The sequence below is a fragment of the Nocardioides psychrotolerans genome (genome assembly GCF_900113685.1).
GTDB lineage: Bacteria > Actinomycetota > Actinomycetes > Propionibacteriales > Nocardioidaceae > Nocardioides > Nocardioides psychrotolerans.
Genome location: NZ_FOQG01000003.1, coordinates 121,399 through 140,705 on the forward strand (window position 1 = coordinate 121,399; position 19,307 = coordinate 140,705).

Below are 19,307 nucleotides of genomic sequence, written 5' to 3' on the forward strand. Positions count from 1 at the left end.
CCGTGCCGATCAGGTGAGCGCGGTCACCTCTCGTGACACACTGAGACGCATGGGAGACGAGGACAAGACCACCGAGCCGAGCCTGGAGCTGCCGAAGCTCTTCGGTCGCAAGAAGTCCCGACCCGCGCCCTCCCCCGAGGTGCCCGTGGTCGACGACGACACCCAGGTCATCGAGCCGACCGACGACACCCGGGTGATCGCGCAGGCAGAGCCCGTCGAACAGCCCCTCGAGAAGCCCCTCGACAGGCCGCAGCGGCAGACCGTCCCCTCCACCTCGCCGGCCCCGCCGGTCGAGGAGCCGCCGGTCGAGGAGAGCAGGCCGCTGTTCGCCGACGAGGCACCCGCCGACCCCGTGAAACCCGCCGAGCCCCTGAAACCCGTGAAGGCACCCAAGCCGCCCAAGCTCGCCAAGGCGGAGAGGGCACCGAAGGCACCCGTCGAGGACCGCGAGCCGATCGTCACCGGTCGGTTCGCGGCCGCGCTGACCGGCCTCCTCGTCGGCGCAGCGATGGTCGGCGCCACCGCGGGCGCCCTGCGCACCTGCGAGGCCGTGCAGGGCACCGCCTCGTGCGGTGCGGCCGGATTCCCGATCCTGCTCGCCATCGTGGTCGGCGCGGTGATGGTCGGCTCCGCCCTGCTGCGCGCGTTCCGTGTGCCCGACGCCGGCAGCACCAGCTTCCTCGCGGTCGGCTCACTCGCGGTGATCGCCCTGCTGGTCTTCATCGACGTGCTCGATCGCTGGTGGATGATCCTCGTCATCCCGCTCGTCGGGGTCGCCACCTACCTGCTGTCCCACTGGGTCACCACGACGTTCATCGAGGCGCCGGAGGACTGAGCCACCCTCGCCGAGTCGGCGCGATGTCGCAGCCCACACCACGGCCGGCCAACCGCCACACTCCCCACGGCGACGCGCCACCCACCATGGGGCGCACGCGATGGGGGGTGGCGTTTCGTCTACATACCTTGATGAAGCGCCGCCCGAGCCGCAACGCCTTCAGCGCGCCGCGAGCAGCTCAGCGATCTGGACGGTGTTGAGCGCGGCGCCCTTGCGCAGGTTGTCGTTGGAGACGAAGAGCGCGAGGCCACGGTTGCCGTCGACGCCGGCGTCCTGCCGGATCCGACCGACGTACGACGGGTCCTTGCCGGCCGCCTGCAGCGGCGTGGGGATGTCGGACAGCTCGACCCCGGGCGCGGCGGCGAGCAGTTCGCGGGCCCGCTCGACGGTGAGCGCCGAGGCGAACTCGGCGTTGATCGCCAGCGAGTGGCCGGTGAAGACCGGCACCCGCACGCAGATGCCGGAGACCCTCAGATCGGGGATGCCCAGGATCTTGCGCGACTCGTTGCGGAGCTTCTGCTCCTCGTCGGTCTCGAACAGGCCGTCGTCGACGATCGAGCCGGCCAGCGGCAGCACGTTGTAGGCGATCGTCCGCTCGTACTTCACCGGCTCGGGGAAGCTCACGGCCTCGCCGTCGTAAGCCAGCTCACGGGCCTTGTCACCGGCGGCACCGATCTGGGACGCGAGCTCCTCGACCCCGGCGACGCCCGAGCCGGACACGGCCTGGTAGGTCGAGGCGATCAGCCGCACCAGGCCGGCCTCCTCGTGGAGGGGCTTGAGCACCGGCATCGCGGCCATGGTCGTGCAGTTGGGGTTGGCGATGATCCGCTTGCCACCCTCGGCCAGGGCCTGCTCGATCGCCTCGGGGTTGACCTCGGAGACGACCAGCGGGATGGCGGGGTCCATGCGGAACGCCGAGGAGTTGTCGACGACGGTGACGCCGGCGGCCGCGAAGGCCGGGGCCAGCGCGCGCGAGGTCGTGGCGCCCGCGGAGAAGAGTGCGATGTCGAGGCCGGAGGGGTCGGCGGTGGAGGCGTCCTCGACGGTGATCTCACGACCGGCGAAGGGGAGCACGGTGCCGGCGGAGCGGGCCGAGGCGAAGAAGCGGATCTCATCACACGCGAAGCCCCGCTCCTCGAGGATCTGGCGCATGGCGACGCCGACCTGGCCGGTGGCGCCGACGATGCCGATGCGCACGCTCATCGGCCGGTCCCGCCGTAGACGACCGCCTCGACCTCGAGGTTGTCGAGCTCGAAGGCGGTGTGGGTGGAGCGCACGGCCTCGTCGACCTGCGACTCGTTGACCACGACCGAGATGCGGATCTCCGAGGTGGAGATCATCTCGATGTTGACCCCCGCAGCGGCCAGCGCCGCGAAGAACTTGGCCGTGATGCCCGGGTGTGAGCGCATGCCGGCGCCGATCAGGGAGACCTTGCCGATCTGGTCGTCGTAGAGGAGCTTCTCGTAGCCGACCTCGTCCTGGATCCGGGCGAGCCCGGCCATCGCGGCCTGCCCGTCGGAGCGCGGCAGGGTGAAGGAGATGTCGGTGAGGCCGGTCGCTGCGGCCGAGACGTTCTGCACGACCATGTCGATGTTGACCTCGGTCACGGCCAGCGCCTCGAAGATGCGCGCGGCCTCGCCGACCTTGTCGGGCACGCCGACGACGGTGATCTTGGCCTCGCTGCGGTCGTGGGCGACGCCCGCGATGATCGCCTGTTCCATGTGTTCTCCTGCGACTGTCTCGGGGATGACCCAGGTGCCTTCCTTCTGCGAGAAGGACGAGCGTACGTGGACCGGCATGTTGTAGCGGCGGGCGTACTCGACACACCGCAGGTGGAGGATCTTGGCGCCCGAGGCCGCCATCTCGAGCATGACCTCGGTCGAGACGCGGTCGAGCTTGCGAGCGGTGCTCACGATGCGGGGGTCCGCGGTGAAGACACCGTCGACGTCGCTGTAGATCTCGCACACGTCGGCGCCGAGGGCGGCCGCCAAAGCGACCGCGGTGGTGTCGGAGGCACCGCGCCCGAGCGTCGTGACGTCCTTGGTGTCCTGGGAGACGCCCTGGAAGCCGGCGACGATCGCGATCGCGCCGTCCTTGATGGCGGCCTCGATGCGACCCGGCGTGATGTCGATGATCTTGGCGCGGCCGTGGGCGGAGTCGGTGATGACGCCCGCCTGCGAGCCGGTGAAGGACTGTGCCTTGTGCCCCAGCTGTGCGATCGCCATGGCCACCAGGGCCATCGAGATGCGCTCGCCGGCGGTCAGCAGCATGTCGAGCTCGCGTGGCGGTGGCAGCGGTGTCACCTGCTCGGCGAGATCACGCAGCTCGTCGGTCGTGTCACCCATCGCGGACACCACGACAACCACGTCGTTGCCCGCCTTGCGGGTGTTGACGATGCGTTGCGCGACTCGCTTGATGCCCGCGGCATCAGCGACCGAAGAGCCGCCGTACTTCTGCACGACAATGCCCACGTCAGCTCACTCCTGAGGTCGGGGAAGGACTCTCAGAGTCTAACGACTCCGTCGCTCAGACCGGGTCGCCGTCCAAGACCGCCTCGGCGGCGACGATCTGCTCGATCTCGGCGTCGTTGTCGACGTCGAGCCGGTCGTGGGACACCACCGAGAGCAGCGCGTTGAGCACGGCGCCGGCGAGGTTGCCCCACGAGGCCACGTAGGAGAACTGCCACCACCACAGCGCCTCGGTGACGTCGCCGAGCCGGAAGTGGCGCAGGCCGTTCTCGAGGTCACTGGCGATCGACGTCAGGTCGTCGGAGAGCTGGCTCTCGACCACGTCGGGCACGTAGGGGTCGAAGACGAAGCTGTAGGTGTCGACGTTGCCGAGCAGGACGGCCAGCCGCAGGCGCATCTCGTCGAGGTCGGCCTCCGGTCCCACGTCGGGCTGGTAGTCGGCGGTCGGCGTGAAGTCGCGCTGGGCGCCGAGCCGGGCGCCGGCGAGCAGCACCTGGCTGATCTCGAGCAGCAGCAGCGAGATCGCCTGGCCCGAGGTCACCTCCCGGCTGATCGCCCGCAGCGCGATCAGGAAGCTCTCGACGCTGTCGGCGATCTCTTGAGCGAAGTCAGATGTCTCGGAGTCGATCTGTGGTGCGGTCATTCGGCTGCTCGTCTCCCTGCGAAGGCTCGTCCCAAGGTGACCTCGTCGGCGTATTCGAGGTCACCACCCACCGGCAGTCCACTCGCCAAGCGGGTGACTTGCAACCCCATGGGGCGCAGCAAGCGCGTGAGATAGGTCGCGGTCGCCTCCCCCTCGAGGTTGGGATCGGTCGCCAGCACGACCTCGAGGACCACTCCGTCGTTGAGCCTCGGCATCAGCTCCTTGATGCGCAGCTGGTCCGGCCCGATCCCGTCGATCGGCGAGATCGCCCCGCCGAGCACGTGGTAGCGCCCGCGGAACTCGCGGGTGCGCTCGATGGCCACGACGTCCTTGTACTCCTCGACGACGCAGAGGACCGCCCGGTCACGCCGCGGGTCACGACAGATCCGGCACTGCTCGTCCTCGGAGACGTTGAAGCAGACCGAGCAGAACCGCACCTTCGCCTTGACCTCCATCAGCACGTCGGCCAACCGGCGTACGTCGGTCGGCTCGGCCTGCAGCAGGTGGAACGCGATGCGCTGGGCACTCTTGGGACCGACCCCCGGCAGGCGGCCGAGCTCGTCGATCAGGTCCTGGACGACACCTTCGTACAAGGTCGGCTCAGAACCCCAGCTGACCGGTCGGCGGCATGCCCGGCAGGCCGCCACCCCCGGCCAACGGCCCCAGGGCCTCGCCGGCGAGCGCGTCGGCCTGCGACTTGGCGTCGCGGTAGGCGGCCACGATCATGTCGCCGAGGTCGGTCAGGTCGTCGGCGTCGGAGCCGTCGAAGCCACCGGCCTTGATCTCGACCGCGATCAGGTCACCCACACCGCTGACCTTCACCGTCACGGCTCCGCCGGCCACGGTGCCGTCCAGGACGGTGTCGGTGAGGCGCTCCTGGGCTGCCTGCAGCTGCTCCTGCATCTGCTGGGCCTGCTGGAGCAGGGCGTTCATGTCGAAGCCGCCGCCGCCCATGGCGTCGAAGGGGTTCTGGGTCATCGTGCGGTCACCTCGTGGTTGCGAACGGTTGGGACAAGACGGTGGGACAACGCTGGGACGGCCTCAAGAGTGCCGGATCTCCTCGATGATCTGCGCACCGAGCTCGCGGGCGAGGAGCTCGGCACCGCCCAGCTCCTCGGAGTCGGCGTCGAGGTCGTCGGGGTGGGCGTCGGCATCGGCTGCTGCGAGGTCGGCCCCCCGGGCGGCGTCCTCGCCCGCCGGGCGGGTGGTCTGGATCGCCTCGCGGGCCGAGCGCACGGACTCGGGACCGGGACGGGACTCGGGAGCGCCGGGCTCCGCAGCCGCCGGCTCGTCGCTCGCCCAGGCCGGCGGCGCCTCGGGCACGGGTCGCTCGTCCACCGCGACCGGCAGGTCGGGTCGCACCGGCTCGGGCTGCGGCGGCCCGGCTGCGGGAGGTGGCGGGACGTCGGCCGAGGCTCCCGGGTCGACGATCGTCTCGACCTGCCAGTCGGCGCCCACGACGTCGATGGCGGACTGGCGCACGATCTCGGAGCTGCCGCCGTTGTCGAAGGAGTCGCGGGCCCCGGCGTTGGAGAATCCCAGCGTGAGCGTCGTGGCGTCGACGGCGACCACCTGGGCGTGCTGGGTGAGGTGGATCCAGGTCACCCGTCGCCGCTGCTTGGTGGCCTCGACGATGTCGGGCCACAGGCGTCGTACGTCGACGAGCGAGAGGGTGCTCGAGCCGACGACCGCAGGAGCAGGGACCGGCTCGGGCTCCGGCTCCGGCTCCGGCTCCGGCGCGACCGGTGCGGGGGGTGGCGGAGGTGGCGTGACGACCTCGCTCTCGACCACCGGCGCGACGGGCGCCGCGACCAGCGGCTCCGGCTCGTGCGGTGCGGGACGCACCTGAGCAGGTCGGTCCTGGCCAGGGGTGGGTGCCGGGAGAGCGTCCGGGACGGGCGCGCCACCGCTGATCGCGGCCCGGCGCTCGAGACGGTCCAGGCGCGCCAGGACGCCGTCGGTGGAGTGGTCGGCCCCGGGCAGCAGCACCCGAGCGCAGATCAGCTCTAGCAGCAGTCGGGGGGCGGTGGCGCCGCGCATCTCGGTCAGCCCGGTCGCGACCAGGTCGGCCGCGCGGGTGAGCTCGGCAGCGCCGAAGCGGGCAGCCTGGGCGACCAGTCGCTCGCCCTGGTCCTCGGAGACGTCGATCAGGCCCGTGGCGGGTGCGTCGGGCACGGCGGAGACGATGACGAGGTCGCGCAGCCGGCGCAGCAGGTCCTCGGTGAAGCGGCGTGGGTCCTGGCCGGTCTCGATCACCTTGTCCACGACCCCGAAGACCGCCGAGCCGTCCCCTGCGGCGAAGGAGTCGACGACCTCGTCGAGCAGGGTGTCGGGCGTGTAGCCCAGCAGGCCGCTGGCCAGCGCGTAGGTGACGCCCTCCGCACCGGCGCCGCCGAGCAGCTGGTCGAGCACCGAGAGCGTGTCGCGTGCCGAGCCGGCCCCGGCGCGCACGACCAGCGGGAGCGCGGCGGGCTCGATCGAGACACCCTCCTGCTCGCAGAGCTCGGTCAGGTAGGAGGAGAGCAGCCGCGGCGGGATCAGCCTGAAGGGGTAGTGGTGGGTGCGCGAGCGGATCGTCGCGATGACCTTCTCGGGCTCGGTCGTCGCGAAGATGAAGCGCAGGTGCGGCGGGGGCTCCTCCACCAGCTTGAGCAGGGCGTTGAAGCCCTGCGTCGTGACCATGTGGGCCTCGTCGATGATGTAGACCTTGTAGCGGCTGCGCACCGGCGCGAAGAACGCTTTCTCCCGCAGGTCGCGAGCGTCGTCGACGCCACCGTGGGAGGCCGCGTCGATCTCGATGACGTCGATCGACCCCGGGCCCCCGCGGGCCAGGTCGACGCAGCTCGGACACGCCCCGCACGGGTCGGCCACGGGCGCCAGGTCGCAGTTGAGCGCCCGGGCCAGGATGCGGGCCGAGGTGGTCTTGCCGCAGCCGCGCGGGCCGGAGAAGAGGTAGGCGTGGTTGACCCGGTTGTTGGCCAGCGCCACCCGCAGCGGCTCCGTCACGTGCTCCTGCCCGATGACCTGCTGGAAGGTCTCGGGTCGGTAGCGGCGGTAAAGCGCTAGGGGTGTCTCCACGTCAGAACACTATCCACCGGCGCCGACAGCCGGTAGCGGGCCGGTCCGTCCTCCGTGGAGGACCGCTGCCCGGGCGGGTCCGGACGGATTCGGGCGGCTCCGGCAAAGAAAAGGCCCCCCATGCACCCGACAGAGCTCACTTACCCTTGCTGCCTTCCGGCCCTGGGGGAGTTGGGCGAGATGCCGCCACACGGGGGGTTGCGGAGAAGTCTAGGTGATCCATGACGAGAGCCCGAGGTGGGATCGATTTCATCCACCCGGGACCTGCCCGGTAAGGTCTCCGGCGGAGGATTCGCCTAGTGGCCTATGGCGCTCGCTTGGAAAGCGGGTTGGGTGTGAAAGCCCTCAGGGGTTCGAATCCCCTATCCTCCGCCGCACAGCTGGGATGACGCCGGCTCTCGTCGACAGACGGGAGCCGGCGTCCTGCGTCTCCCGTCCCAGGCCAGGCCTAGGCCAGGAGCCCGGTCGCCAGCAGACGGCGCCAGACCGCCTCTCGCTGCTGGACGAACCAGGTCGACGTGATGTGGTCGCTGTCCTTCCAGATGACCGTCCGGCCCTTGATGGGGTGGCAGAGCGGACGGTCCGGGCAGATCACGTCGGTCAGGTCGATGGTCGCGATGCCGGAGTCCTTGGTGTCCAGGACGCCGTAGACGTTGTCGACGGCCGGCTCCTCCAGCGGTGGCTGGACCGCGCAGTCCGCGACCCGATCGGCCACGGCCAGGCAGTCGATGGGGTCGAAGCCCACGACCTCGTGGCCCTCCGTGCATTCGAAGATGAGGTCGAGAGCGGTGTGCCTGGGTGAGGGTCGACGCGGTCGGTCGTCCAGGTGGGGCCGAGGATTGAATGGCCCGGAGATCAGCTGGCGTCGTGGATGATCACACCTGGGCGATTGATCCCCAGGTAGGTGTAGCTCGTGATCGCGGCCTCGAACTCGCGCCAGTGCTGGTCGAACATGGCGAAGAGATCGCGGGTCGAGATGTTGCCGCAGGTGACGTGAAGGAGTCTCGCCGGCGACTTCCGAAGCAGATGAGACATTCGGAAGTCGTCGTCCTTGGTCACGACGAAGCGATCCTCGGAGTCTGCCAAGCAGGCGAGTTCTGGGTCGGGCATCGTGGCACCGCCGGGGTAGTCCTTGATGTGCCGCGCGTCGTGACCGTGCTCGGTCAGGTACGCGGCAAGCGCCTTCGGCAACTGCTGATCGACCAGGAACGCAGTCACGCCACGACGCGTTGCAGGCGGCCAGCGGAGTCCAGAGCTGCGAACTCAAGAACGGCGAGGATGTCGTCTCGCTCAAGCTCTTCGTAGTCGGTAAGGATCTCGTCGTAGGTCATCCCGGAGGCCAGCAGTTCAAGGACGTCCTGCACCCGCAGGCGCATGCCGCGGATCGTCGGCGAGCCGTGGCAGATCAGTGGGTCGACTGTTATCCGGTCGAGACGGCTGACGACTTCGCTCATGGTCGGAGTCTACGCGTCGCGTTCGACGTCCGGCAGAACCTCTAGCGAGCCGTCCCGAGTCCGGCTCATGGGCTGACTCGTGTGCGACCGGCCCTGGCGATCGGCGTATCCCAAGGCTTTCATTCGCATCCAGGAACCTGGCACGCACGCTCAGTTTGAGCCTGTCGAGGGGTCCCGGGGTCGTGAGGCGCTCAGAGGTCCCGTCAGTTCGAATCCCCCATCCTCCCCGCACAGCTGGGATGACGCCTCCTCGCTGCTTGACGAACCAGGTCGACGTGATGTGGTCGCTGTCCTTCCAGATGACCGTCCGGCCCTTGATGGGGTGGCAGAGCGGACGGTCCGGGTAGATCACGTCGGTCAGGTCGATGGTCGCGATGCCGGAGTCCTTGGTGTCCAGGACGCCGTAGACGTTGTCGACGGCCGGCTCCTCCAGCGGTGGCTGGACCGCGCAGTCCGCGACCCGATCGGCCGCGGCGAGGCACTCGATGGGGTCGAAGCCCACGACCCCGTAGCCCTCCGTGGGGTTGTCGGCTCATCGTTCGCCGGGTCAACTCGAATCACACGCGGTGGATCAAGGTTCAGGGAGCCAGGGCGGTTAGTGGGGCCGTGACAGTCCCGTCGTCGGTGACAAGGATCGGCCCGGTTCCGGTGGCGACGAGTCGAAACGCCGGCTCTCCTATCGCTGCGATGTCGACTTGTGCGATCACCGCTTGCAGCGAGGTGGCACCGACGGTGAATTGTTGGCCGCCGAGCTTGACCTCGACGGCGCCCCACCGTCCGTCGGGGAGCGTGATGATCGCGTCGATCTCCTTGTTGTTGGAGTCGCGATAGTGACTGACCTCGCCGTCGATACGCGAGGCGAACACAGTCAGATCATGAACGACGGCACTCTCGAACAGTGTGCCGAGGGTGTTGAGGTCGCCCCGTAGCTGTTGGGGACCAGCGCCCAGGGCCGCAGCGGCAAGGGCTGGGTCGACCAGGTGGAGCTTCGGTGAGGTGCGCACCCGCGCGCGCGATCGCAACGCCGGGGTCCACGGGCGCTGTGCCTCGACGATGAACAAACGCTGGAGCAGGCCGACGTAGTTGCTGACCGTCTCCTCGTCGATCGCTGGCGCGACCGTGCGGATGTCGGCCGCGAGTGTCGTGTAGGTGACCTCGGAGGCCACCGATCGCGCGAGTGCGGCGATGAGTTGCTTGACCACCTCGGGCTCATGCCGGATGTCGGCAATGCGGTGGATGTCGGTGCGTGCGACGTCGTCGATGTAGCCGCGCAGTCGATCCGAGGCCTGAGTTGGTGAAAGCGCAGTCATCGCGGGGAAGCCGGGCCGCAGCAGGTTGTCGATGACGGTGTCGAGATCGGGGGCTGCGTCAAGATCGGTCTTGGGCAGGTCCCCGTCGAACAGACCCGAGATGCTCACTGCGCCCGTTGGTGCGTCGAGCTTCTCCCACCACGACATAGTCCGCTGACGCAGCCGCAGGAACCGTCCGGCCCCGGTGTGCCGGGTGACATCGTCCGGAGGGACCGAGGAGCCGGTGAGGATGAACCGCCCGGGCTCTACAGCGGAGTCAACGGCACGGCGCACGAGGTTCCACAGGTCCGGGGCGACCTGCCACTCGTCGAGCAGCCTGGGTGCCTCGCCCTCGAGAAGTGAACGCGGCGCCACTTCGAGCAGGCGCTGGACGCCGGCATCGTCGATGAAGACGTAGGAGGCCGCGGCGTGCAAGGCCGTCATGGTCTTGCCGCTCGCGCGCGCCCCCTCGATCACCACTGCGCCGGAGGCCGCGAGGGCGCGTTGCAACGCACTGTCGATCACGCGAGGCCGGTATTCGCGTCCGAGTACCGCCACCGTATCCATGGCGCCACAGTACCGTTCTCAGGCCGCTATGCCGACGATTGCAGGATGCCTAAGCGGATGATCGCAGGAACTGTGTCCGGATGATTGCAGCCGACGGCCGATCAAGGACGGCGTTTCCATGTGCTTCCGGCCCCGTCGATCCGCGTATTGCAACGATGTCGTTTGCTGTAGCAGCACGAACTTCACGCTCCATTTGAGCGCCAATCGGGTTCCCGGGGCAGGGGGGCGTTCGAGGGCAACCGTCAGCTCGAATCCCCTATGCTCCGCCGCACAGCAGGGATGACGCCGGCTCTCGTCGACAGACGGGAGCCGGCGTCCTGCATCTCCCGTCCCAGGCCAGGCCCAGGCCGTGCCTAGGCCAGGAGCCCGGTCGCCAGCAGACGGCGCCAGACCGCCTCTCGCTGCTTGACGAACCAGGACGCCGTGATGTGGTCGCGGTCCTTCCAGATGACCGTCCCACCCTTGATCGGGTGGCAGAGCGGACGGTCCGGGCAGATCACGTCCGTCAGGTCGATGGTCGCGATGCCGGCGGCCTCGGTGTCCAGGACGCCGTAGATATCGTCGACGGCCGGCGCCTCCAGCGGTGGCTGGACCGCGCAGTCCGCGACCCGATCGGCCGCGGCGAGGCACTCGATGGGGTCGAAGCCCGTGATCCCGTAGCCCTCGGTGCCGAAGATACTCTCGACGATGACGAGGTCGGGACCTGCGGTGCGGATGGCCGCCGCGGTGGCACGCGTCGTGCGCAGCTGCAGCTCGTCGAGGCTCTCCCCCGGCGGGCCGCCCGGGCTGGTCAGCAGGCCCTCCCAGTAGGCATCCGAGCGGGAGAGCCCGATCGCGACCACGACATCCACGTCCATCAGGGGAAGGACCTCGTCGAAGAAGGTCCCGCGCGCGTCGACGCAGGCCGCCTGGGCGTCCGGGTCGTTGCCCGCCCTCTCGTTGACCTGGTCGGCCTGCCAGGGACACCCGTTCTGCACGTTCGTGGAGACGGTCAGGTCGTGGTCGGCCGCGAGCGCGTAGAACATGGGGGTGAACATCGCGGCCTGGCTGTCACCGAGGAGCAGCACGTGCGCCCCTGTGCCGACGGCCTGGACGCAGGCGGTCGGCTCGTCGGCGGTGCACGGGGTGGGTGTCAGCTCCCCGACGTCCGCCTTGGCCGCCACGAGGTCGAGGTCCGGGACGCGACGGTCAAGCGCCGCGATGCCGGTCGGCCCCGAGCCGGCGGTGGTGGTGGTGACGACCGGTCGTCGGTCCAAGTCGAGCACGGGCGGGACGACCACCACGGCCGCGAGCACGCTCAGGGCAAGCCCGCTCAGCACGACCATCCGTGGGAGTCGGTGAAGGGTGGCTGCCCTGCGGATCGGGGTCTCGAGGAGGTGGCTCGACAGCGCGGCCAGCGCCGTGGAGAGGACAGCGCCGAGCACGGCCAGCACCAGCGGCCGGGCGTCGAGCACCCGCTCGAGGAAGAGCAGGATCGGCCAGTGCCACAGATAGGTGGCGTAGGAGAGCCGCCCCAGGTAGTTGGGGGTGGTCAGGGCGAGCGCCCGGGAGAGCGCGCCCTGCGGCGTCACCCACAGGCCCGCGACGAGGGCCACGGAGGCCGCGGTAGCGAGGATCCCCCGGGTCGAGGCCGTGACATCGACCAGGCTCGTCGCGACGAGGACCACCGCGACCAGGCCCGCTGCCGCCGTGGGGGTGCCCAGCCGCACGACGGAGCTGTCGGTCAGTCGGCCCGCCAGCTTGCGCACCAAGATGGTCAGCCCGATGCCGGCGACGAGCTGGTAGGCCCGGGTGTCCGTGGCGTAGTAGGCGTACGTCGGGTCGTCACCCGCCCTGACGACCTGCAGGGAGAGGGACGCGACGCCGGCCACGCCCACCACCATCGCGAGCGTCCTCACCGGCCGGCGGGACCACCGCAGCGCCAGGAGCACGACCAGCGGGAAGCCGATGTAGAACTGCTCCTCGATGGACAGCGACCAGAAGTGGAGGAAGGGGCTGGGCGACTCCACGGTCGCGAAGTAGTCCCGGGCCTCGCCGATGAACTGCCAGTTGGCGACGTAGAGGAGTGCGGCGCGCGCGTCGTCGACGAATCCGGCGCGGGTCGCCACCGAGGACGTGAGCAGCTCCAGCGCGGCGGCGGCCACGACGACGACCAGCGCCGCCGGCAGCAGGCGTCGCACCCGTCGCGCGTAGAAGTGCCTCAGGGAGAACGTCCCGCGCTGGTCGACCTCGCGCAGGATGACCCCGCTCACCAGGAAGCCGGAGAGGACGAAGAACAGGTCCACGCCGATGAATCCGCCGGAGACCAGACCGACACCTGCGTGGTAGCCGACCACCAGGTAGACCGCGAGGGCCCTCACACCGTCGAGCTCCGGCCGGTACCTCAGGGACGGCGGTGGAGCGTCGGGGCGATGGTGCACGGCGCGATCCTAGTCGGGTCGTGCCGGCGCCCCCGCTAGGAGGGCAGGGTCCTGTCCAGGGGCAGGAAGTGGGCCAGGCACCGGTCGACCCAGGTCGCCAGGACGACCAGGTCGCGCAGGTCGACCGCAGCCGTGACGCCACCCATGCCCTCCCGGAGGATGACCACGTGGCGACCCAGCAGCGCCCGCATGACCTCGTGGAAGGACGGCTCACGCCCGCCCAGGATCGCCAGGTCGTCGAAGACGTCCGCGTAGTCCTCCCAGGGGAAGCCGTGGAGGTCGGCGAAGTCGCTCACGAGCCCGTGCTCGCCGGGAGTCAGGGCCGCGACGGCGGCCCGATCGGCGTGGCGCTCCCGCTCCAGGGTGTGTGCTGCGGTCATAGAGCCCATTAGTACGGTCCGCACCGCGCGATCTCCAGGGGTCGGGGCCAGTCCGAACAACTCCGAACAAGTCCCGGATTCAGCCACGTCCGCGTCCGGCGGTGACTAGGGTGGGCGGACATCCCGACCTGCAGCTGGAGGAGTGCCCGTGGAGGTGCCGGGCACCCCGCCCGAGTCGCGCACCATGCCCCGTTGGGACCCCTTGGCCCTCGAGCTGCAGGCGTTGCGCACGAGCGCCGGAGACCCGTCGTTCGCCGAGATCGCGCGCCGCGTGAGCGAGCAGCGGCTGGCCCGTGACGTGAGCCCGCACGCGGCTCGCGTCGCGCGCACGACGGTCTACGACGCCTTCCGCACGGGTCGTGCCCGCGTGAACCTCGAGCTCGTGCGGGACATCAGCACGGCGCTCGGCGCAAGCGACGCCGACGTCGACGCGTGGGTCACGCGCTGCCGGGACGTTCAGCAGCCGGAGCCACACCAGGCGACCGCGCCAGCACCGCCGCCCGTCCCACCCACGAGCGTCCGGGAGTCGGTGCTGTTGATGGCCGCCTGCCTGGGGATCAATCTCCTGGGTCGCTTGTTCGTGGACTTCCTCGACCTGCCCATCCACCTCGACATGGTGGGGACAGCCATCGCCGCGATCGCGCTCGGCCCGTGGCGCGGCGCTGCCGTCGGCGCCTCGACCAACGTGGTCGGCGCCCTGCTCAGCGGCGCCGCGTCCCTCCCCTTCGCGCTCGTCAACGTCGCCGGAGCCCTTGCCTGGGGCTACGGCGTACGACGGTTCGGCCTGGGTCGCACGCTGCCACGCTTCCTCGCGCTCAACGTCATGGTGGCGGGCATCTCCACGCTCCTCGCGGTGCCGATCCTGGTGGGGCTCTACGGCGGGTCCGCCGGCAACGGCCAGGACGCGATCACCGCGACCTTCATGGCGCTCACCGACCAGCTGATCGTGTCGGTGGGCTTCTCCAACCTGCTGGTCTCCCTCGCCGACAAGCTCTTCAGCGGGTTCGTCGCCCTCGTCGTCATCTCGACCCTGCCGGCCGGGCTCCGGCTCGGCTCGCAGCTGGTGCTGTCCGCACCTCCCCCGCCGCGGTGAGCTGAGGTCAGTCGCGCCGGCGCGCCAGCACCGGCCGGAGCAGAACCGCCACGATCAGGGCCCCGCCGGCCAGGAGTCCCCACCACACCGCGTTGCGCTTCGTGCTCGCCAGCACGTCGGCCTTCGGCTGGGGTGCCACGGCGCGCTGGTCACCCTCGGCGACGACCTGGGTCCCGCCCACGTCCCCCTCGGCCGTGGGCCGCAGGGGCCGGGTGAGCGCCTCGACGGGTTGGACCACACCGTGACCGGTCAGCACCGTGGCGGCACGCAGCGATCCCGTGGCCGTGCTCTCGAGCCGGGCGACGACCTGGCGCGCGGACTCGGCAGGGAAGGCGGAGCGCACCAGGGCCGCGACGCCCGCCACCTCGGCGGCGGCCCAGATCGTGGAGATGTCCGGCAGCAGGCACGTGCTTCGCCCGTCGATGGCGACCGACACCGCGTCGGCAGTGGGCGCTGCCAGGTCCGTGGCCGAGCTGCGCAGGACGTCATCGTCGGCGTCGTCGACGACCACCTCCTCCTCGACCAGCACGGTTGCCGTCGCGTTGACCGCGAGGACCCCCGGGTGCGCGGCCGGCCAGATCACCGGGCGCACGTCCTCGCCGTGGGGCGGCTCCTCACCGTCGTAGCCGAGCTCGGGATAGAGAGCGTCGGACTCCTCGGTCGGTCGGTCGCCGCTCGCCGCGACCACGAGCACGTCCTTGGCGCTCAGGTCGGCGAGCACCTCGCGCAGGTCGGCGTCGAGCTCGGGAGTGCGGGCGAAGCTGAGCCCGACCACGAGCACGCCCACGTCGCCACGCGGCAGGCCGGCGACGTAGCGCAGCCCCTCGAGCAGCAGGTCGGCACGTGGGCCGACCTCGTCGCTGGTGTCGTCGGGGTCGCGCCGGTCATAGACCCGCACGTCCAGGATCGTCGCGCCGGGGGCGATCCCGATCGGCGCCTCGGCCGTGCCCTGGGCGGCGATCAGCCCGGCCATCGAGGTGCCCTGGTGGTCGACGAGCGCGCGCACGGGTCGCCCGGCGGGGCGCACGACGTCCATGAGCTCGTGATCCGCGACACCCGAGTCGAGCACGGCCACGGTCACGCCGGCACCGGGCACACGACCGCGCTCGGCCGCGATCTCCTGCGCACGCGCCACCTGCATCAGCTGGACCGGCGACCCGGTGCGCTCGGTCGCCAGGACGTCGGGCTGGTCGCTGGCGATGTTCTCGCAGACCTGGTCGACGGCGTACGCCGGCGCGTTGCCGCCCAGGGCGAGCAACCCGAGGGTCAGGCCGGCCGCGACCACGCCGCGCCCCGCACGGCTCACTCGCACGAGCGACTCTCGCCGCCCTGGTCAGCGGACGGGGCGCCGGACGGGGCGCCGGACGGGTCGTCAGCGGTGCCCTGCCCCAGCTCCTCGGGTCTCGTCGGCGGGCACAGGGCCGCGTCGACCGAGAGGGCCTCCCCCTCGATGAACAGCTCGAGCCAGCTGTCGGGGACCACCGGCGCGTCGTCGTCGCCGAAACCGAGGTTGGCCACCGCGTCGGTGCCGATCAGCGCATAGGAGTAGCCCTTGGCGTCGATGACGAACGGTTCGCCGACCTGGGCGCTCTCCCAGCCCCCGGACAGCACGAACGCGCCCTTGCCGGGGTCGACCGTGACGTCGCGCTCGCCGCCGTCGATCTCGGCAGCGCTGGCCTCGTCCTCGGGCAGCTCGACCAGGACGACACCCGGGACCGAGCCGAACTCCGGCTCTAGCCGGGCGCACTGCTCTCCCGCGACCGGGCGCAGGGCGGCCCCCGGCCAGTGGGCGTCGAGGTAGGGCTCGACGCCCGCGGTGACGTCGGGTGGGGTGGTGAGCCCGAGGTCGCGCGCGACCCGGGGTAGGCGGGCGTCGAGGTAGACCGCCCGGGCGAACTCGCTGAACTGGGCCGGACCGCCACGGGTGACGACGAAGAGCTGGGCGTCGATCTCGTAGTAGTCGCCGATGCGGGCGCTGTCCGGGAGTCCGCCCTGGCCGGCCTGGTCGGACACCTCGCCGAACCCGGCGAGGTCGAAGCCGGCGAAGTCGAGAGCCCCACCGCGCGGGAAGAGCGCGAGCCAGTCGGCCGACACGACCTTGGCCTGCTCGAGGATCGGCAGGTCGAGCGCCCGCAGGGTGTTGTCGAGGCCCGGCAGGTTCTGCGGTAGCTCATAGCTGTAGGCCCGCGACGTCTCGGTGCCCTCCGGCCTCGACTGGGCGATGACGTAGAACGAGCCCTGGCTCTTGACCAGCAACCCGGCGTCGGGAGCGGCCGTCACCCGACTCGTGTCGGACACGTCGAACCGCAGGCCCTGGCCGTCGTCGGTGCAGGCGGTCCAGCCGGTCTGGATGAGGTCGTCGGTCTCGGGCACGGTCACCGGCGCTCCCAGGATCCCGATGTCGGCTCCCGGGGTCATGGTGTCGATCTCGGCCTGCGGCACGACCTCGGGGACGGAGTCCTCCTCCCCCAGGATCAGCTGGGCGGAGGTGATGTTGATGACCGGGCGGACCTGCGGGTTGCCGTCCGCATCGGGCTCGAGCACGACGTAGGAGGCGCCCTTCTCCTTGGACTGCACCAGGCCGGGTTGCTCCCAGTCGATGTTCACGTCGGGCTTGAAGACCCCCGCGATCGCCGCACCGGCCAACAGCAGCACCGCGAGCGCTGCGCCACCGATGATCGTGCGCCCCGGTCGGGTCGGCTCGACCTCACGGCCCCCGGGGGCGCCGGACACGAAGGCGGTGACGAGCCTGCGCCGGCTGAAGGAGTAGGCCTCGACGAGGTCCTTCTTGGTGGCCATCGCCGCTCAGCTCCCGCGCACGGACTCGAACGCGCCGACGGCGAGCACGAGCAGGGGAAGCAGGGTGAGCAGCGCGATGCTCTCGACGACGTCGCCGAAGCGCCCGCGACGCACCGAGGGTGTCGACGGCAGCAGGGTGACCGCCAGCAGGACGGCGCCGGAGGCCGCGAGGACCACGGCGGCGACCGGTCGCCAGGCCTCGTGCAACGTCAGGACGGAGGCGGCCACCGCGACGAGGCCGACGATGCCGGAGACGAGCCCGACCAGGACCTCGGAGCCCGTGCGGTACTGGCGGGTGCGCAGCATGACAATCAGGCAGGCGACGACGACCAGCAGCGTGCCGAAGAGACCCCGGGAGACCGCCACGGGCGCGATCAGGACGAGGAGGAGACCGACCGTGCCGGAGATGGCGATCAGGATCTCGTGGGCGACCCGGGCGTCGGCCCCGACGCGTCCGGCGTCGACCTCGTCGGGGTCGGCGGTGATGTCGGCCGTGGAGTAGAGCTGGTCGACGGTGGTCTTGGTGACCCCCAGCGCGAGCCAGGGGAACACGCTGCCGATCATCACCACGACGGTCATGACGATGGGTAGCAGGATCGTCGGGTCGACCTCGGTGGAGTCGACCAGGAAGCCGGTGCCGAGGAAGACGGCGCCCACCAGGACCGGCGGGATCACCAACGTCCGGCCGTCTCCCAGACCGACGAGGCAGATCAGGCCGGCCACCATGGCCCCGGCCCCGGCGCACGCGACGGGTGTCCCGGACAGGTCCGCGAGACCGCCCTCGGGGGCGAGCATGAAGCCCGCGACGGCGGCATAACCGGCGCCCATCCAGGCCACGGCCACGGCTGCTTCGGCCTCGACCTGCACCCGGGAGAGCACGATCGCCCCGGCCACCAGGACGAGCGCCACCGTCGCCGCCGCGGCGGCGGCCAGCTGGGAGCCTTCCTGCACGATCAGCGACACGGCACCGAGGGCCATCAGCAGGGCCCCCGCACTCAACGCCGTACGGCGCCCGGAAGCGGGCTGCCATGGCTTGAGGTCGCGCTCCACGACATCCGTCATGGCCTCGACCACGTCGTCGTAGACGCGCGGTGCCACGTCGTCGATGCCGGCGGTAACGGTGAGCGTCACGCCGTCCTCGACGCCCTGGAGGGTGAGACCGGAGTCGGTGGCCAGTCGGCGCCCCTCCGAGGTGAGCAGGTGGTAGCCGCCGTAGACGGTGGTGGCGTCGAGCATGCCGACGCTGCGGGCGAGCTCGGGCACCAGCTCGGCCACCGGCACGGCCCCCGGCAGCACCAGGTCGACGCGGCGGGCGCCGGACGTGACCGTCACGCGCACCAGCCCCGAGGTCCCGACGGGGGTCTGGCTCATGGTTTCTCCCAAGATGTGCGCAGCGGACGAGCCAGGCGCATGCTACCCGCCGACCAGCCCCGCGAGGGACAGCTGCACGAGGACGTGCGAAGGGGCCGACACGGCATGTGTCGACCCCTTCGAGGCCTGAGTCCGTCGGCGGACGCAGGACTCAGATCTCGAACTGAGCGGCGCCGCGGGCGTCCGCGGCCTTGTACTCGGCGTTGGACTGGTAGACCGTCTGGCTGCTGCGGTCGAGCAGGTCGCGCATCTCTTGGATGGCCCAGTCCCACTTGGCCTTCGAGACGCGGTACTGCTCCTGCGCGTTACCCATCCACTGGCTGCGCAGCGGCTCGAGCTCCTGCTCGAGGCGGTTCATGCGGTCGTCGATGTCCTTGACCTTCTGGTACATGTCGGCTGCGGCCTGGTCGACCGCACCGTGGTTGACGCGGATTCCGTCGAGACTCATGTCGATGCTCCTCAGTTGCCCATACGGTTGGAAAGATTGGTGAAGTTGGCGCCCTGGGCGTCGTCCGTGCTGATGTTGTCGCGCTCGGTGACGCCCAGAGAGTTCTCGAACTCGTTGAGGGCCTCGACGATGACCTGCTGCTTCTCGGTCCAGGCCTGCTGGAGGGCGAAGAACGCCGTGGCGCCCTGGCCGCCCCAGCGGCCCTGGACACCGGAGATCTGGTCCGTCAGCTGACGGCTGATGTTGTTGAAGTCGATCCGCGCGTCAGACACCATGCCGGCAGCGCGGGTCAGGACTCCTTCGCCTTGGCCGAAATCTTGGGCGTTCTCTGCCATCGCCTTCTCCTTCGTTCCTGGCGGCAGGGAGCCGCGCATCGGGTGGGTCATTCGTGGGGTGAAACGCTGTCTCGGGGCCCTGCTCCTGGCGGGGAGCGGGACACGCACGTCCCTACCCGGGGGTAAA

The 19,307-nt window shown here is 70.4% G+C and carries 19 protein-coding genes, 1 tRNA gene and 1 other RNA gene; 3 read left to right on the forward strand and 18 right to left on the reverse strand.

Annotated elements, in window-relative coordinates:
• The first annotated feature begins 49 nt into the window (after positions 1-49).
• Positions 50-835, forward strand: a complete 786-nt coding sequence (locus BM204_RS04990) for a hypothetical protein (protein ID WP_091110929.1) — start codon at positions 50-52, stop codon at positions 833-835.
• A 159-nt stretch (positions 836-994) separates the two neighbouring features.
• On the opposite strand, the gene BM204_RS04995 is transcribed toward BM204_RS04990, so the two are convergent.
• The 7 genes from BM204_RS04995 to ffs form a co-directional block, all read right to left on the reverse strand.
• Positions 995-2,038: an aspartate-semialdehyde dehydrogenase gene (locus BM204_RS04995; protein WP_091110931.1), complete on the reverse strand. Its 1,044-nt coding sequence runs from the start codon at positions 2,036-2,038 to the stop codon at positions 995-997.
• A complete protein-coding gene (locus tag BM204_RS05000; RefSeq protein ID WP_091110932.1) occupies positions 2,035-3,306 on the reverse strand; it encodes an aspartate kinase in 1,272 nt (423 codons plus the stop codon). The genes BM204_RS04995 and BM204_RS05000 overlap by 4 nt, the downstream gene beginning before the upstream one ends.
• A gap of 55 nt (positions 3,307-3,361) precedes the next feature.
• The gene (locus BM204_RS05005; protein WP_091110934.1) at positions 3,362-3,946 is read right to left on the reverse strand and encodes a DUF5063 domain-containing protein; all 585 of its coding nucleotides are present in this window, start codon (positions 3,944-3,946) and stop codon (positions 3,362-3,364) included.
• The gene (gene recR / locus BM204_RS05010; protein WP_091110936.1) at positions 3,943-4,539 is read right to left on the reverse strand and encodes a recombination mediator RecR; all 597 of its coding nucleotides are present in this window, start codon (positions 4,537-4,539) and stop codon (positions 3,943-3,945) included. The genes BM204_RS05005 and recR overlap by 4 nt, the downstream gene beginning before the upstream one ends.
• A 7-nt stretch (positions 4,540-4,546) precedes the next feature.
• Complete coding sequence (locus tag BM204_RS05015) at positions 4,547-4,924, reverse strand: YbaB/EbfC family nucleoid-associated protein (RefSeq protein WP_091110937.1); 378 nt, start codon at positions 4,922-4,924, stop codon at positions 4,547-4,549.
• Between the two features lie 63 nt (positions 4,925-4,987).
• Positions 4,988-7,024 (reverse strand): DNA polymerase III subunit gamma and tau, encoded by a 2,037-nt coding sequence (locus BM204_RS05020; protein WP_091110939.1) that lies wholly within the window; start codon positions 7,022-7,024, stop codon positions 4,988-4,990.
• 109 nt (positions 7,025-7,133) lie between these two features.
• Positions 7,134-7,224: signal recognition particle sRNA small type (ffs, locus tag BM204_RS05025), an RNA gene on the reverse strand.
• An 85-nt stretch (positions 7,225-7,309) separates the two neighbouring features.
• Here ffs and BM204_RS05030 point away from each other — a divergent pair.
• Positions 7,310-7,396: transfer RNA gene (locus BM204_RS05030), tRNA-Ser, on the forward strand.
• A 76-nt stretch (positions 7,397-7,472) separates the two neighbouring features.
• On the opposite strand, the gene BM204_RS05035 is transcribed toward BM204_RS05030, so the two are convergent.
• From BM204_RS05035 to BM204_RS05060, 6 genes are all read right to left on the reverse strand, one after another.
• A complete protein-coding gene (locus BM204_RS05035; protein WP_091110940.1) occupies positions 7,473-7,769 on the reverse strand; it encodes a hypothetical protein in 297 nt (98 codons plus the stop codon).
• 110 nt (positions 7,770-7,879) lie between these two features.
• The gene (locus BM204_RS05040; RefSeq protein ID WP_091110942.1) at positions 7,880-8,242 is read right to left on the reverse strand and encodes a DUF5615 family PIN-like protein; all 363 of its coding nucleotides are present in this window, start codon (positions 8,240-8,242) and stop codon (positions 7,880-7,882) included.
• Positions 8,239-8,478 carry a DUF433 domain-containing protein gene (locus tag BM204_RS05045; protein WP_091110944.1) on the reverse strand — a complete coding sequence of 80 codons (240 nt, stop codon included), beginning with the start codon at positions 8,476-8,478 and terminating at the stop codon, positions 8,239-8,241. The genes BM204_RS05040 and BM204_RS05045 overlap by 4 nt, the downstream gene beginning before the upstream one ends.
• A gap of 578 nt (positions 8,479-9,056) precedes the next feature.
• Positions 9,057-10,334 carry an ATP-binding protein gene (locus BM204_RS05050; RefSeq protein WP_091110946.1) on the reverse strand — a complete coding sequence of 426 codons (1,278 nt, stop codon included), beginning with the start codon at positions 10,332-10,334 and terminating at the stop codon, positions 9,057-9,059.
• A gap of 353 nt (positions 10,335-10,687) precedes the next feature.
• The gene (locus tag BM204_RS05055; protein ID WP_091110947.1) at positions 10,688-12,754 is read right to left on the reverse strand and encodes an acyltransferase family protein; all 2,067 of its coding nucleotides are present in this window, start codon (positions 12,752-12,754) and stop codon (positions 10,688-10,690) included.
• A 35-nt stretch (positions 12,755-12,789) separates the two neighbouring features.
• Positions 12,790-13,134, reverse strand: a complete 345-nt coding sequence (locus tag BM204_RS05060) for a hypothetical protein (protein WP_091110948.1) — start codon at positions 13,132-13,134, stop codon at positions 12,790-12,792.
• A 148-nt stretch (positions 13,135-13,282) separates the two neighbouring features.
• On the opposite strand from BM204_RS05060, the gene BM204_RS05065 reads away from it, so the two are divergent.
• On the forward strand, positions 13,283-14,227 hold the full coding sequence (locus BM204_RS05065) for an ECF transporter S component (RefSeq protein ID WP_091110950.1): 945 nt from the start codon (positions 13,283-13,285) through the stop codon (positions 14,225-14,227).
• Between the two features lie 7 nt (positions 14,228-14,234).
• Here the strand turns inward: BM204_RS05065 and BM204_RS05070 are convergent, their stop codons facing one another.
• From BM204_RS05070 to BM204_RS05090, 5 genes are all read right to left on the reverse strand, one after another.
• Positions 14,235-15,539 carry a S8 family serine peptidase gene (locus BM204_RS05070; protein ID WP_143099656.1) on the reverse strand — a complete coding sequence of 435 codons (1,305 nt, stop codon included), beginning with the start codon at positions 15,537-15,539 and terminating at the stop codon, positions 14,235-14,237.
• Positions 15,530-17,026: a type VII secretion protein EccB gene (locus BM204_RS05075; RefSeq protein ID WP_091110953.1), complete on the reverse strand. Its 1,497-nt coding sequence runs from the start codon at positions 17,024-17,026 to the stop codon at positions 15,530-15,532. Before BM204_RS05075 ends, BM204_RS05070 begins: the two co-directional genes overlap by 10 nt.
• 6 nt (positions 17,027-17,032) lie before the next feature.
• Entirely contained in the window at positions 17,033-18,397 is a 1,365-nt protein-coding gene (locus tag BM204_RS05080; protein WP_091110954.1) for an EsaB/YukD family protein, read from the reverse strand.
• Positions 18,398-18,548: 151 nt separating this feature from the next.
• Complete coding sequence (locus tag BM204_RS05085) at positions 18,549-18,845, reverse strand: WXG100 family type VII secretion target (RefSeq protein ID WP_091110956.1); 297 nt, start codon at positions 18,843-18,845, stop codon at positions 18,549-18,551.
• 11 nt (positions 18,846-18,856) lie between these two features.
• Positions 18,857-19,180, reverse strand: coding sequence for a WXG100 family type VII secretion target (locus tag BM204_RS05090; protein ID WP_170259101.1), 324 nt, complete (start codon positions 19,178-19,180; stop codon positions 18,857-18,859).
• Positions 19,181-19,307: the final 127 nt, after the last annotated feature.